This window comes from Asanoa ishikariensis (genome assembly GCF_900107455.1).
In the GTDB taxonomy this organism is placed as follows: Bacteria; Actinomycetota; Actinomycetes; order Mycobacteriales; family Micromonosporaceae; genus Asanoa; species Asanoa ishikariensis.
Genome location: NZ_FNQB01000004.1, coordinates 617,808 through 630,693, shown reverse-complemented (window position 1 = coordinate 630,693; position 12,886 = coordinate 617,808). Strand labels below are relative to the sequence as shown.

At 70.8% G+C, this 12,886-nt stretch carries 11 protein-coding genes; 4 read left to right on the top strand and 7 right to left on the bottom strand.

All coding sequences use genetic code 11. The features are described 5' to 3' along the window. Nucleotides 1-46: 46 nt before the first annotated feature. The 4 genes from BLV39_RS35555 to BLV39_RS35540 all read right to left on the bottom strand — a co-directional run bounded on the left by BLV39_RS35555 (nt 47) and on the right by BLV39_RS35540 (nt 5,894). The gene (locus BLV39_RS35555; RefSeq protein ID WP_090802076.1) at nt 47-1,393 is read right to left on the bottom strand and encodes an ABC transporter substrate-binding protein; all 1,347 of its coding nucleotides are present in this window, start codon (nt 1,391-1,393) and stop codon (nt 47-49) included. 114 nt (nt 1,394-1,507) lie between these two features. Next, nucleotides 1,508-4,030 carry a glycosyl hydrolase family 95 catalytic domain-containing protein gene (locus BLV39_RS35550; protein ID WP_204082686.1) on the bottom strand — a complete coding sequence of 841 codons (2,523 nt, stop codon included), beginning with the start codon at nt 4,028-4,030 and terminating at the stop codon, nt 1,508-1,510. Next, on the bottom strand, nt 4,027-4,926 hold the full coding sequence (locus tag BLV39_RS35545) for a carbohydrate ABC transporter permease (protein WP_090802073.1): 900 nt from the start codon (nt 4,924-4,926) through the stop codon (nt 4,027-4,029). Before BLV39_RS35545 ends, BLV39_RS35550 begins: the two co-directional genes overlap by 4 nt. Next, nucleotides 4,926-5,894 carry a carbohydrate ABC transporter permease gene (locus tag BLV39_RS35540; protein ID WP_090802070.1) on the bottom strand — a complete coding sequence of 323 codons (969 nt, stop codon included), beginning with the start codon at nt 5,892-5,894 and terminating at the stop codon, nt 4,926-4,928. The genes BLV39_RS35545 and BLV39_RS35540 overlap by 1 nt, the downstream gene beginning before the upstream one ends. A 118-nt stretch (nt 5,895-6,012) precedes the next feature. On the opposite strand from BLV39_RS35540, the gene BLV39_RS35535 reads away from it, so the two are divergent. The 4 genes from BLV39_RS35535 (at nt 6,013) to BLV39_RS35520 (ending at nt 9,948) form a co-directional block, all read left to right on the top strand. Beyond that, a complete protein-coding gene (locus BLV39_RS35535) occupies nt 6,013-8,169 on the top strand; it encodes an alpha-galactosidase (protein WP_090802067.1) in 2,157 nt (718 codons plus the stop codon). Next, complete coding sequence (locus BLV39_RS35530; RefSeq protein WP_090802064.1) at nt 8,166-8,744, top strand: SGNH/GDSL hydrolase family protein; 579 nt, start codon at nt 8,166-8,168, stop codon at nt 8,742-8,744. The genes BLV39_RS35535 and BLV39_RS35530 overlap by 4 nt, the downstream gene beginning before the upstream one ends. A gap of 82 nt (nt 8,745-8,826) precedes the next feature. After that, nucleotides 8,827-9,423 carry a TIGR03086 family metal-binding protein gene (locus tag BLV39_RS35525; protein WP_090802062.1) on the top strand — a complete coding sequence of 199 codons (597 nt, stop codon included), beginning with the start codon at nt 8,827-8,829 and terminating at the stop codon, nt 9,421-9,423. A 90-nt stretch (nt 9,424-9,513) separates the two neighbouring features. Then, nucleotides 9,514-9,948: a DivIVA domain-containing protein gene (locus BLV39_RS35520; RefSeq protein WP_176985241.1), complete on the top strand. Its 435-nt coding sequence runs from the start codon at nt 9,514-9,516 to the stop codon at nt 9,946-9,948. Here BLV39_RS35520 and BLV39_RS35515 read toward each other — a convergent pair. Genes BLV39_RS35515 through BLV39_RS35505 form a run of 3 tightly spaced genes read right to left on the bottom strand, consistent with a single transcriptional unit; the run spans nt 9,945 to nt 12,781 of the window. Further along, on the bottom strand, nt 9,945-10,598 hold the full coding sequence (locus BLV39_RS35515; protein ID WP_090802056.1) for a hypothetical protein: 654 nt from the start codon (nt 10,596-10,598) through the stop codon (nt 9,945-9,947). The genes BLV39_RS35520 and BLV39_RS35515 overlap by 4 nt on opposite strands. A gap of 24 nt (nt 10,599-10,622) precedes the next feature. After that, nucleotides 10,623-10,985: a DUF5955 family protein gene (locus tag BLV39_RS43335; RefSeq protein ID WP_090802053.1), complete on the bottom strand. Its 363-nt coding sequence runs from the start codon at nt 10,983-10,985 to the stop codon at nt 10,623-10,625. After that, on the bottom strand, nt 10,982-12,781 hold the full coding sequence (locus BLV39_RS35505) for a hypothetical protein (protein WP_143050027.1): 1,800 nt from the start codon (nt 12,779-12,781) through the stop codon (nt 10,982-10,984). Before BLV39_RS35505 ends, BLV39_RS43335 begins: the two co-directional genes overlap by 4 nt. Between the last annotated feature and the right edge of the window lie 105 nt (nt 12,782-12,886).

Sequence of the window (12,886 nt, the reverse complement as noted above, 5' to 3'; positions counted from 1 at the left end):
GCCGGCGCGCCGGGGGCGGAACAGCGCCCGCCCCCGGCACCGGGTGCTACTGCTTCGCGAGGATCTCCTGTGTCTTCGCGGCCATCTCGGGGAACACGGCCTTGTCCTTCTCACCGCTGAAGTACGCCTCGAACAGCGGCTGGATCGTGTCCACGAGCTGCTGGCCGTTGGCGGTCGGCGGGGCCGGGTACAGCTCGCCGTTGTTCAGCGCGTTCACGAAGCCGGTCAGGTCGAGCCCGTCCTTCTTCTGCGCGTCGACCGCGGCCTGGAGCGACTTGGCGATCGACGGGAGGAACGTGGCGTCCGCGCCGGCGGTCGACTGGCACGCCTCCGAGCCCATGTAGGTGACCCACTTCCACGTCGAGTCGAGGTTCTTCGTACCCGCGTAGATGTTGTTGGCGTTCGAGTTGCTGATCATCGAGCGGCCTTGGGGACCCTTGACCGTCGGCGCGACACCGACCTTGACGCCGGGGATCTTGGTCATCGAGGTGGCGTCCCACGTGCCGCCCTGCGCCATCGCGACCTGGCCGGAACCGATCTGCTGGCTGCCGGCCACGGTGAGCTGCCCGAACTTGGGCATGAGACCGCGGTCGCCGAGGCCCTTGATGTACTCGAGCGTCTTCACGAAGTTCGGGTCGTCGTAAGGGAACTTGGTCGGCCAGGCCGGCTTGTCGCCGAGCCGCCAGCCGGTCGTGGAGACGAACGGGTTCCACGAGGTCTGCCCGTTGAAGTCACCGGAGGCCAGAGAGGCGATGCCGTACGTCGCGATCTTGGTCTTGTCGAAGCCGGGCTGGTCGCCCCGCTTGCCGTTCTTGTCGACGGTCAGCTTGGTGACGATGGTGTCGAACGTGCCGCCGTCGTCCGGGTTCCAGGTCATGTTGGCGATGTCGTCCGCGGTGACACCGGCCTTGGTGGCCTTGTCCTCGTTGAAGTAGATCGCGGCGCCGGCCCAGTCGAGCGGGATGCCGTACTGCTTGCCGTCGGTGTACTTCCACGACTCGACGCCGATGTCGAAGACCGACAGGTCGTAGTTGGTCTTCTTGATCTGGTCGTCGAGCGCCATGATCTGCTTCTGACCGGCGTACGCCCCCAGCAGCGGCACGCTGTTCTGGAAGGCGTCGGGCGCCGCCCCGGAGACGAAACCGGCGGTCAGCTTGGTGAAGTAGTCGTCGACGGCGTACTGCGAGATCTTCACGGTGATGCCCGGGTTGGCCGCCTCGAAGCCCGGAAGGCATTTCTTGTACGAGGCCGCCTGGCGCTCGTCCCAGGTCCACCAGTTGACGGTCTTGCCGCCGGCGGAGTCGGCGCTGTCCTTGTCGCTGCCACACGCGGCGAGCGCGGTGGTGGCGGCCAGGGCAAGCGCGAGCGCGGTCGCGATTCGCTTCGCTTTCATCGATTCCTCACTGTGGTTTCTCGGGGGCGTGGTGGGTCCAAGGGGTGCGCCGGGGCGTGCTTCATCCACATCGGACGAGGGTGCGCGTCCGATGCCCGGCAGGTGTTGGGGTTGTCAGATGTGGAGGGCGACCTCGCCGTGGGAGGGCACGTCGAGCTCGAACTGGTCGCCGCCGTGCTGGACGACGATGTGTTGCGGTAGTCCGCGGAACACCGCGCTGGAGACCGCGCATCCGGCCCAGCGAAGGTCCACCTCGAGCCCGCCGCGGACCCGCAGGCCGGTCACCCAGCCGTCCGGCCACTGCGCCGGAAGCGCGGGCAGCAACCGCACGCGCCCCCGGTGGCTCTGCACGAGCATCTCGGCGATCGCCGCCGTGAACCCGTAGTTGCCGTCCAGCTGCACCGGTGGGTGGGTGCTGAACAGGTTCGGCAGGAGCCCGCCCCATTCGGATCCGTCGACGGGGGCGTGCTCGCTGTGGTCGCGGTCGTAGGGGGTGAGCGCCTCCAACAACAGCTCCCGCGCCTCGGCAGCGTCGCCCAGGCGGGCCCGCAGCGCGATCTTCCAGGCCCACGACCAGCCCATCGCCCCGGGTCCGCGGCCTTCGAGGAAGGCCCGGGCCGCCTTGGCGAGGTCGGGGGTCTCGACGGGGTCGACGAGGTCCAGCGGATAGAGGGCGACCAGCGGCGACAGGTGCCGATGGTGCGGGTCCACGTCCGCCACGTCCGCCGACCACTCGCGCAGCCGGCCGTCCTGGCCGACGGACAGGCCCGGCAGCCGATCGAGCGCTGCGGCAAGCTCCGCATCGAGCGGATCAACCACGCCTGGCAAGCCATCGACGGCAGCGGCCAGCTCCGCATCGAGCGGATCAACCACCGCCGGCAGCTGGTCAACCGTGGATGCGGCTACCGCATCGAGCGGATGGGCCACGACTGGCAGCCGATCAAGCGCGGAGGCGATCTCGGCATCGAGCGGATCAGCCATGGCCAGCGTCGCGATCGCTTTGCGGGAGCGTTCGAACAAGGAACGGATCAGCGCCAGGTCCGTCGTGGTCAGTGCGCTCAGCGCTTCCGGGCGCCCGTCCGCGCCCACGTACAGGTTCTCCGGCGAGGTCGACGGGATGGTCCGCAGCCCACCGGTCGCGGGGTCGTCGACGAGCCAGTCGAGGCAGAACTCCGCCGCACCGCGCATCAGCGGCCACACGGTGTCGGCCAGCAGAGCGCGGTCGCCCGAGAACTCGTATTGGTCCCACATGTTGTGGGTCAGCCAGACGCCGCCCATCATCCAGATCGCCCAGCTCGGCGCGCCGTGTCCCATGCCGACCGGCAGGCTCCAGCCCCACAGGTCGCTGTTGTGGTGCGCCACCCAGCCGCGCGCGCCATAGAGCCGCGCCGCCACGTCGCTGCCGGTCGACGCGAGCCGCCGGACCATGGCCGCCAGCGGTGCGGCGGAGTCTTCCAGCCCCACCACCGGCGCCGGCCAGTAGTTCATCTGCGTGTTGATGTTGATCGTGTAGTTGGAGGACCACGGCGGCCGCAGCGAGGCGTTCCAGATCCCCTGGAGGTTCGCCGCGGGGTTCCCGGCGCGGGACGAAGCACCGAGCAGGTAGCGCCCGTACTCGGCGAGAACCGTCGCCCGCAGGCCCTCGTCGGTCCCCCGCAGGACGTCGCGCGCGACGTCCCAGGTGCCGGCGCGCCGGCCGCCGATCGCGAAGCGCGCTCCCGACACGTGGTCCCGCAGATCCGCCACGTGCTCGGCGAGCCGCTCGGACGCGGTCCGCCGCAAGGCCTCCCGCGCGGTCGAGCGTGCGCGCTCCCGAATCTCCTCACGCGAGGAGGTCCGCCAGTCGGAGCCGGCCGGGTCGCCCCACCACAGTGCGGCCCGGCTCGACGTCGACAGGGCGATCAGCAGCCGGCTCGCCCCACGGACCCACAGGAAGTCGCCGTCCCGACCCTGGGTTCCGTCGCTCTCCACCGCCAGCGCCGCGGTGGCGAAATGGTCGAAGCCGTCCGTCTCGTACCGGTGGCCCGGCACCGCCGGCTCGTGCAGCGGTGCGCCGTCGACGGGCGCGAGCACGTCGAGAGCGAGGTCCGCCGAGCCGCCACCCCGGCCCGCCTCCCGCAACACGGTCGACAGGCTCATGTGAACGTCGAGCACAGGCGCGTCGGCTGTGTACGCGACGAACAAGCAACCGGCCGGCGCGGAGACGAAGGTACGCCGGGTCACCGCCGACCCGTCGATCTCGAAAAACTCGGTCAGGTGCGACTCGTCCAGGTCGAGAACCCGGGCCGGGCGAGCATCCACCCCACGAGTGCGCAGGGTCAGGTCGACGAACGGCAGGAACTCCTGGGAGTACGGCCCTTCGAAGCTCATCAGCAGCGACTCGGCGCGGCGCAGGTCCCCCGCGTCGATGGCCGACCGGATCTCGGCGAGCCGGGCAGGGCCGGCCCCGCCGGCGACCAGGGCATCAAGCGCCTGAGCCGGCCCGGACGGGTGACCCGACCACACCGTGGCGTCGTTGACCTGGATGAGAGCGGACGGGCCGCCGCCGTACGCCATGGCCCCGATCCGGCCGTTGCCCAGCGGGGTGGCCTCGACCCAGTCGCGCGCCGGCGAGTCCCAGGAGAGTCGGAGGCTCATTTGATCCCCGAGAAGCCGATGGAGTTGACGATGCGGCGGCCGAACGCCATGAACAGCGCGAGCATCGGCACGGCCGCGACCAGCGTCGCCGCCATCAGCCCGGCCCAGTCGGGCTGGGCCTGCGGCGAGGACTGCTTGAACACGGCGAGCGCGAGCGTCAGCGGCTGCACGGACTCGTCGCTGGTGACCAGCAGCGGCCAGAAGTAGTCGTTCCACATCCCGATGAAGCCCAGGATCGACAGCGTGAAGATCGGGCCGCTGGTCATCGGCAGCGTGATGCCGAACAGCACCCGCAACCGGCCGGCGCCGTCGATCAGGGCCGCCTCCTCGATCTCCGTCGAGAGGCCGAGCATGAACTGGCGCAGGAAGAAGATGTTGAAGGCCGAGAACAGCCCGAAGGGCAGGATCATGCCGGCGAAGGTGTTGAGCAGACCGAGTTCCTTCACGAGTACGAAGTTCGGCAGCAGCGTGAGGATGCCGGGCACCATGAGGGCGGTCAGGAAGAGGCTGAACATGAGGTTGCGGCCGCGCCAGTGCAACCGCGAGAACGCGTACGCCGCGAGCGTCGAGAAGAACACGACCAGCACCGTCGAGACGGTGGCGTAGACGATCGAGTTCACCAGGAAGTGGCCGATCTCGATCGACGCGCCCGAGCCGCCCTCCGCGATCGACTCCTGGGTGGTCGCCAGGCCGAGCACGCGCTTGAACGGACCCCAGGTGAAGCCGACGGGCAGCGGCGAGGCCGGGTCGGCGCTCAGCGCGTAGTTGTCGGACAGCGCGGTGCGCAGGATCCAGTAGAACGGGAAGATCGTCACGACGAGCACACCGATGAGGTACGCCCAGGCGAAGCCCTTCCCGACGCTGAACCGGCGCCGGCGGGTGGCGGTGGCCGTCATCAGTTGGTGTCCGATTCGCTCGCCCGCAGCAGCCGCATCTGCAGGAAGGTGATGGCAATGAGGATCACGAAGAGGGCCAGCGACATCGTCGCCGCGTACCCGAAGTCGAATTGCCCGAACGCCTTGCTGTAGATGTACATCTGGAGCACGTTGGAGGCGTTGGCCGGGCCGCCCTTGGTGGTCACCGAGACGATGTCGAACACCTGGAACGCGTTGATGACGTTCAGGACGACCACCAGGGCGAGGATCGGGCGCAGCAGCGGGAGCGTCAGCGTGCGGAACATCCGCAGCTCGCTGGCCCCGTCGACCCGGCCCGCCTCGTAGATGGTCGCCGGGATGGTCTGCAGCCCCGCGAAGATGATGATCGCGGTGTAGCCCATCTGCTTCCACACGTTGATCAGCGCGACCGACGGGATGGCCCAGTCTCGCGAGGTCAGGAACTGGATGCCGTCACCGCCGAACGCCTTGATGACGATGTTGACGATGCCGAGCTGGCTGTCGAGCATCCACCACCACACCGTTCCGGCCACGACGCCGGAGATGAGGAACGGCAGGATGATCAGGCCGCGGATGACCGTCGAGGACGTGATCCGGTGCAGCACGGCCGCGGTGACGACCGAGACGACGAGACCGAGGCTCACCGACAACAGTACGAAGTAGACGGTGACGCCGAGCGAGGACCAGAAGACCTCGTCGCCCAGGAGCTGCCGGTAGTTGTCGAGGCCGATCCACTCGGGCGGGGAAAGCACCGCGAAGTCGGTGAAGCTGAGATAGATCCCTCGCAGGGTCGGGTAGGCCGCGAAAACGGCGAATCCGACCAGTGCCGGGGCGATGAGCACCCAGGCGAGTTTCGCGTCGCCGCGGTGCGCGGGCGAGTACGGGTTCGTCGTGCGGCGGGCGTTCTTCCGCCGCCGCGTCGCCTCTCCCGATGCCCGCTGATCGCGGGCGGTTGTTTCCAGGACCGCCATTGGTCTGCCTGCTCCCGCACGTTGTGGCCTGCGCCCCGGCGCTTGCGGCGACAGACTAAGCATGGTTAATTAACGCCGTCAAGTAACCTGGTCGTAACGTCCACGGAGGCTGTTGCACATGCTGTCCGGCGCCGAAGCCGTCCTCGCCCTGCGAGCCGGAGGCACCGCCTTCGTCGTGGAGGTGTGCCATCCCGTGCCCCGGGTGCTGCACTGGGGTGCCGACCTCGACGCCCCGGCGGACGACCTTCGGCTCACCGCCGGGCCGGCGGTGCTCAACAACTCCCCCGACGTGCCACGGGTGCTGTCGGTGTGGCCGAGCGAGCGCGACGGCTGGTCGGGCACGCCCGCACAGTCGGGCCACGCGGCCGGTTTCGGCACCACGCCGCGCCCGGAGCTTGAGTCACATTGGACGGACGTGCCGCCCGACGGCGTCGGCGGCCGGATGTTCTTCCGGTTCGTCGACGAGGTTTCGGGATTGCGGTCGACGGTCGGCTACGAGCTCGACCGATTCGGGGTGCTGGCGGTCACGATGAGCGTCGAGCGGGCGGCGCCCGGCGCTGCCGCGTACACATTGGACGGTCTGGTCGCCCTGCTGCCCGTGCCCGAGCGCGCCGTCGAGCTGCTCGACTTCACCGGGAAGTGGTGCCGGGAACGCGCGCCGCAGCGTGCGCCGTTCGGTTTCGGCACGCACCTGCGCTCGACCCGGCGCGGCAAGCCCGGTCACGACTCGCCCTATCTGTTGCTGGCCGGGACGGCCGCGTTCGGGTTCGGGCACGGCGAGGTGTGGGCGGCACACCTGGCCTGGAGCGGCGAACAGCGTTACCTGGCCGAACGGCTGCCGGAGGGCGCGGGCACCTTCTCCGCCGTCATCGGCGCCGGCGAGTCGCTGCGCTCGGGCGAGGTCATCCTGGCCGAGGGCGAGCGCTACGACGCCCCGACGGTGCTGTTCGTCTGGTCGGACGCCGGCACCGACGGTGTCGCCGACCGCCTGCACCGCCGGCTGCGGGCGCGCGAGCGGCATCCCCGCACGCCGCGGCCGCTCGTGCTCAACACCTGGGAGGCCGTGTACTTCGACCACGACCTCGACCGGCTCACCGACCTGGTCGAGCGGGCCGCCGAGGTGGGCGTCGAGCGGATCGTGCTGGACGACGGCTGGTTCCGCGGGCGCCGCGAGGCCGACGCCGGCCTCGGCGACTGGTTCGTGGACGGCGACGTCTGGCCCGACGGGCTCGAACCATTCGTGAAGGTGGTCCGCGCGCACGGCATGCAGTTCGGGCTGTGGTTCGAGCCGGAGATGGTCAACCTCGACTCCGACCTGGCGCGCGCGCATCCGGACTGGGTGCTCGGGCCGCGGGCGGGGCTCGGACCGACCGCCCGCCGCCAGTATGTGCTGGACATCGCCCGCCCGGAGGCCTACGACTACCTGCTGGCGCGGCTCGACGAGCTCGTGTCGGCGTACTCGATCGACTACCTGAAATGGGACCACAACCGGGACCTGCTCGAGGCGGTCAGCGAGGAACGGCCCGGCGTGCGGCGCCAGACGCTCGCGCTCTACCGACTGCTGGACGAGCTACGGAAACGGCACCCGGGCCTGGAGATCGAGACGTGCTCCGGCGGCGGCGGCCGGGTCGACCTCGGCATCCTCGACCGCACCGACCGGGTGTGGGCCTCGGACTGCAACGACCCCGTGGAACGTGCCCAGATCGAACGCTGGACCCGGGTACTCGTACCGCCGGAGCTCGTCGGTTCGCACCTCGGCGCGGCCCGGGCGCACACCACGTCGCGGACCACCGACCTGTCGTTCCGGCTCGTCGCCTCGCTGACCGCGCACGCCGGCATCGAGCAGGACCTCACCGCCGCCGACCCGGCCACGCTCGCGAGGGTCGCGGCCTGGTCCGCGCTGTACCGCGAGTTCCGGCCGCTGCTGCACACGGGCCGGGTGGTCAACGCCGACGTCGCCGACGACGCGACCGCGCTCTACGGCACCGTCGCGCAGGACGGCTCGCGGGCGCTGTTCACCTGGATCCGTTTCCAGACGTCGGCGGCGGGCCAGTCCGGGCGGGTCCGCTTTCCGGGTCTGGACGCGTCCGCCCGCTACCGCGTGACCATCCGCGAAGAGCTGGGAGCGGCGAGCCGGCACCAGGCCGCCGACCCGGCGTGGGTGGCGGCCGGTCCGATCGAGCTCTCCGGCGCGGTGCTGACCGTGGCCGGCGTGCCCCTGCCCACGCTCAATCCCCAACAGGCCATGCTGTTCGACATCGAGAGGATTTCATGACCACCATCGTTTTCGCCGGCGACAGCATCACCGACTGCGAACGCCGCGACGACCCGACCGGCCTCGGCGACGGCTACGTCCGCCGGATCGCCACGACCCTGGGCGACGCCGTCCGCGTGGTCAACCGCGGGATCAGCGGCAACAGCGCCCGCGACCTGCGCGACCGCTGGGCCGCCGACGTGCTGGCGGAGCGGCCGGACCTGGTCAGCATCCTGGTCGGCGTCAACGACACCTGGCGTCGCTACGACAGCGGCGCGGTGACGACGGCGGAGGAGTTCGAGGAGAACTACCGCGCGCTGCTCGACCCGCTGGCCGGCGTCCCGGTCGTGCTGATCGAGCCGTTCCTGCTGCCGATCAACGAGGAGCAGGTCACCTGGCGCGAGGACCTCGACCCGAAGCTGGCGGTCGTACGCAAGCTGGCGGCGGAATACGGCGCGACCCTCGTGCCGGCGGACACCGCTCTGGCCGGCGCCGGCACCCCAGCCGAGATGGCACCCGACGGCGTCCACCCGAGCGACCGCGGGCACGACCTGCTCGCGACCCTGTGGCTGGAGCACGCGAAGCCCGCGCTCTAAGACTTGAACGGAAGGATCCGTTCCGCTAAGCTCGGTCTTAGCGGAACGGTCCGATCCGTTCCTCCTTCGGATGGAGTCAGGCATGAGCGAGAACATCACCATCAGCGGCTGGGACGTGCTGGACGAGGCCCACCGCGTGCTGCGCGCGACGGTGGCCGGCGTCGCTGCCGGCGACTGGGACCGCCCCACGCCGTGCACGGACTGGAACGCCACCCAGGTCCTCCAGCACGCGGCCGGCGACCAGCGCGGCTTCGCGTGGGCGATCACCGGCGGGGACGCGCCGACCGAGAACCCGTTCGCACCCTCCGGCGTCCTCACCCAGGACCCGACGGCCTATCTGAACCCGCACCTCGACGCCGCGGCCGCCGCCTGGGCGACCGTCGACAAGAGCGCCGAGACCGCACCGACCCCGCTCCCCCTCGGCCCGCTGCCGACCTGGGTCGGCTCGGGCGCCGCCGCCCTCGACGCGGCCGTCCACGCGTGGGACATCGCCGTGGCCACGGGCCAGCCGTCGCCGCTGACCCCGGAGCTCGCCCGGTCGCTGATGAAGGTCGCCGTGGAGATCGTGGAGCCGCTGCGCGCCTTCGCCTACGCACCGGCGATCGCGACGAACCCGACCGACGACGACGTCACCGTCCTCCTGGCCTACCTCGGCCGCCGCTCCGACTGGTCCGCCTGACGGCCGATGCTAAGCAAGGGTCCCTTGTTAACGCTTTCCGCATAACAAGGGACCCTTGCCAACAGGCGGAGGGCGACGACAATGTCCCGCGTGACCGACTTCGACATCAGCCTGCGGGGCTATGACCGGCACACCGTGGACACTCTCGTGCGGGCCGTGCACGCGGCGGCGGGCGACCCCGACCGCATCGAATCTCTGATCGCCGGCGCGGAGCCGCTGACCATGGCGCTGCGGGGCTACGACCGGGCTCAGGTCGACGCCTGGCTGGCCTCCTGCCGGACGCTCCTGCCCGCCCCGACGCCCGACTCGTCGTTCCGGCCGACGATCGTGTTGCGTGGCTACCGGATCGCGGAGACGGACGCGCTGTTCGCCAAGGCCGAGGCCGCGATCGGAGAGAACGACCCGTTCCGCCGGGCGGCTGCTCTGCGGGCGATCGCCGAGGCGCGGCTGCCGGTCTCGTTCCGCGGCTACGACCGCGGCCAGGTCGACGCCCACCTGAGCAGGGTCACCGAAGCACTGGCCTAACCGATGGACAGGCGTGCTTCGCTGACCCAGCCGGCCACCGCGTGCGCGCCCGCGTCGGTGGCCAGCGTGGCGGCCTCGTCGAGCAGTGCGCTCGGGTTGCGGGTGCCCGTCTCGGCCGCGAAGTAGGCCTCCGCGACCAGGTTGGCCGCCACGCCCGCGGTGAAGCCGAGCTCGCGCCGCAGGCTGGTGGACTCCGCCAGGGCCGCGCGGGCCTCGTCGGTGCGTCCGGTGTGCTGGGCCGCGAACGCCAGGTGTCGCAACACGTACGAGCGGGTCAGGTCGTCACCCGCCTCGACGGCCAGGTCGCGGGCGCGGACGAACATCGCCTCCGTGGTGTCCATGTCGCCGCGTACCACCTGGTGGTAAAGGCCCACCAGGAACTGGGCCTCGGCCGTGCCCCGGGTGTCGCCGAGGGACTCGTAGAGCGCCAGCGCCCGCTCGAACAGCGCGAGCTCGGTCGGGTCCTCCGCCGGCTGCTCCCCCGCCGCCCGGGCGGACAGGTAGCGGGCGTGCCGGATCCGGCCCCGCGCCAGCGTCGTGTCGGCCTCGACACCGTCGAGTGCCCGGTCGGCGACGTCCAGCCCGTCGTCGGCGCCGCCGAAGACCGCCGCCTCGTAGCGGTTTTTCGCCTCGATCAGTCGATCATCCACACCGCCGAGTGTAGGGCGGTGCGGTCAGGCGCCACCGACCATATTTTCGACGAGCGCCCAGACCTGGTAGACGGCGGCGGCGACCGCGGCGACCGGGGTGACCCGACCGATCAGGCGCAGGAACGCCGCCCGGATCGCGTCGGTGTCCGGGTCGTCCTGGCGCACCTCGTCCAAGAGCGCGTCGACGTCGCGGACGGCCTTGTGGCGGTCGGTCACCCCGTCGTCGTTCTCGATGACGGCGCGAATCTTCGCGAGCTCCGCGAGGATCGACTCGACACCCGCCACTGCCGGCGCGGCGGTGTTCTGCACCGCCTGGGCATGATCGCCGGCCGCCACCGCGCCATGGTTGTCGCGACCGATCGAGATGCCGTACGTGGGTTGATTCATCGCGCTTTCCCGTCCCCGCCGCCGGTCGTCGCCTTCGCCTTCTCGCCCGCTGCCGCGGCACCGTAGTTGTCGCCGGCGATCACCACGCCGTTGTTGGTGTACGAGCTGACCCGCTCCTCGTACTCGGACGTGTCGACGCCGTTGCGGCGCAGGTAGTCGACCACCGCGTCGTTGATCCGGCGCTGCACGAGCTTGGCGTACTTGGTGGAGTCCAGCCGCTGGAGGTACGTCATCGGCGTGGTCAACGAGGCCATCTGGCGGACCTCGTCCCGTGCCCCGAAGTCGTAGACCTCGTCCTCCATGCTCAACCGGTCCGCGCGGCCGCCGCGCCACCACGCGCGCACGCGCCGCACGAGCGTGGTCAGCAGGCGCGGCGCGGCCAGGGCGATGTCGGCGCCGGCGGAGCGCAGGCTCTCCTTGAGCGCCTCCCACCACACGTCCGCGCTGCGCGGGAAGTGGTCGATGTCGAGGTACTTGCGCCGGATCGGGCCGAGCATCGCGGCGACGTTCTCGACGTACAACATGCCGCCCTCGACGGCGATGTGGGTGAACGTGGTGACCATGACGCTCTGGTGTTCGGCCGGCATCACCACCGTCCGGTCCGGACGCCTGATCGCCCGGCTCTCCGCGCCGACGCTGACGCGCAGGAAGTGCCGTGCACTCGACTGTGGATGGCGGACGATCTCGTCCATGGCGTCGCGGGTGGCGACCGAGTACGGCACCCGCAGGGCCTGGTCGACCAGCGGGAAGTCACGCCACCGGGTGCCGTCGGCGATGATCTGGTCGCGTAGCTGCAGGCTGGTGAACGCGGCGCCCTCGGGGAGGTCGGGCGAGCTCAGCGCCGCGACCCGCTCCTTGACGTGCCGGTTGAGCGCGACCGGGTCGATGGCCACCGGTGGCGGAGCCGGCTCGTCCGGTGGTCGGCGCGGTGCCAGCAGGCCGTCGAGCGGCCGGGCCGGCTTCAGCTCCACCGCGACCGACCAGGCGTCGGTGACCCGCCCGGCGCCGAGGAACGGGTTGTATCCCGAGTGCAGCACGATGTTGCCGTGCTGCGCGGCCGCCACGGCCTGGACCCGTTGCCCGGCCGGGCCGCCGACGCCTGTGCCATGCCGCCCGACCGGCGCGCCCGGTGCCAACTCGGTGGCGAGCACCCTGACCGCCTGGCCTTTGCAGACGAGCACCACGAGGAACGCGGCAACCCCGACCAGGCCCATGCCGAGGAACCACAACCCCGCACCGGAGGGCTCGGTGGACTCGTCGTACCCGCCGTACCCACCGCCGTAGTCGTAGCTGTCGCCGCTCGAGTCGAAGCTGTCGACCAGGGAGTTGATCGCCATGACGATCGGGACTCCGAACAGGGCCAGCGCCAGGAGGACGGCCACGGCGACCACCGCGACCCGGCGGGACTTCGCGCGGCCGATCCGCCCGCCGATCAGGGCCGGCAGGGCCAGCGCCAGTCCCGCACCGACCAGCAGGATCGTGCCCACGGGCGCGAGGAAGAGCCCGGCCAGCAGCACCAGCGTGACCAACGCGTGTTGGGTGAGCCAGATCCGGCGGGCGCGGTACGCGTGCCGGAGCACGGGGCCGAGGTCATAGCCGGTCGGTGGCACGACGGCCCGGTGCGCGTCCTCCGTGAGCTCGCCCACGACCCGGTCGCCGAAGCCGGGGTCGACATAGGAGGCGCCGCACAGGTATCGCGTGATCGCGTTGAGCGGGCCGGCCGGCTGCTCCGGCGGCGCGGAGTGGTCGAAGAGCAATGGCTCGTCGTCGTATCCGCGGGAAGGTGCGGTGTGCACGGTCTGGGTGTCCTGTCGCAGCGGTTCTCGAACGGACCGACCCTACGGCTGTTTCGGGTTAAAAGCCGCAGGTGGCACCCGTCCGGTGGACCGTCGCGCGAGTGA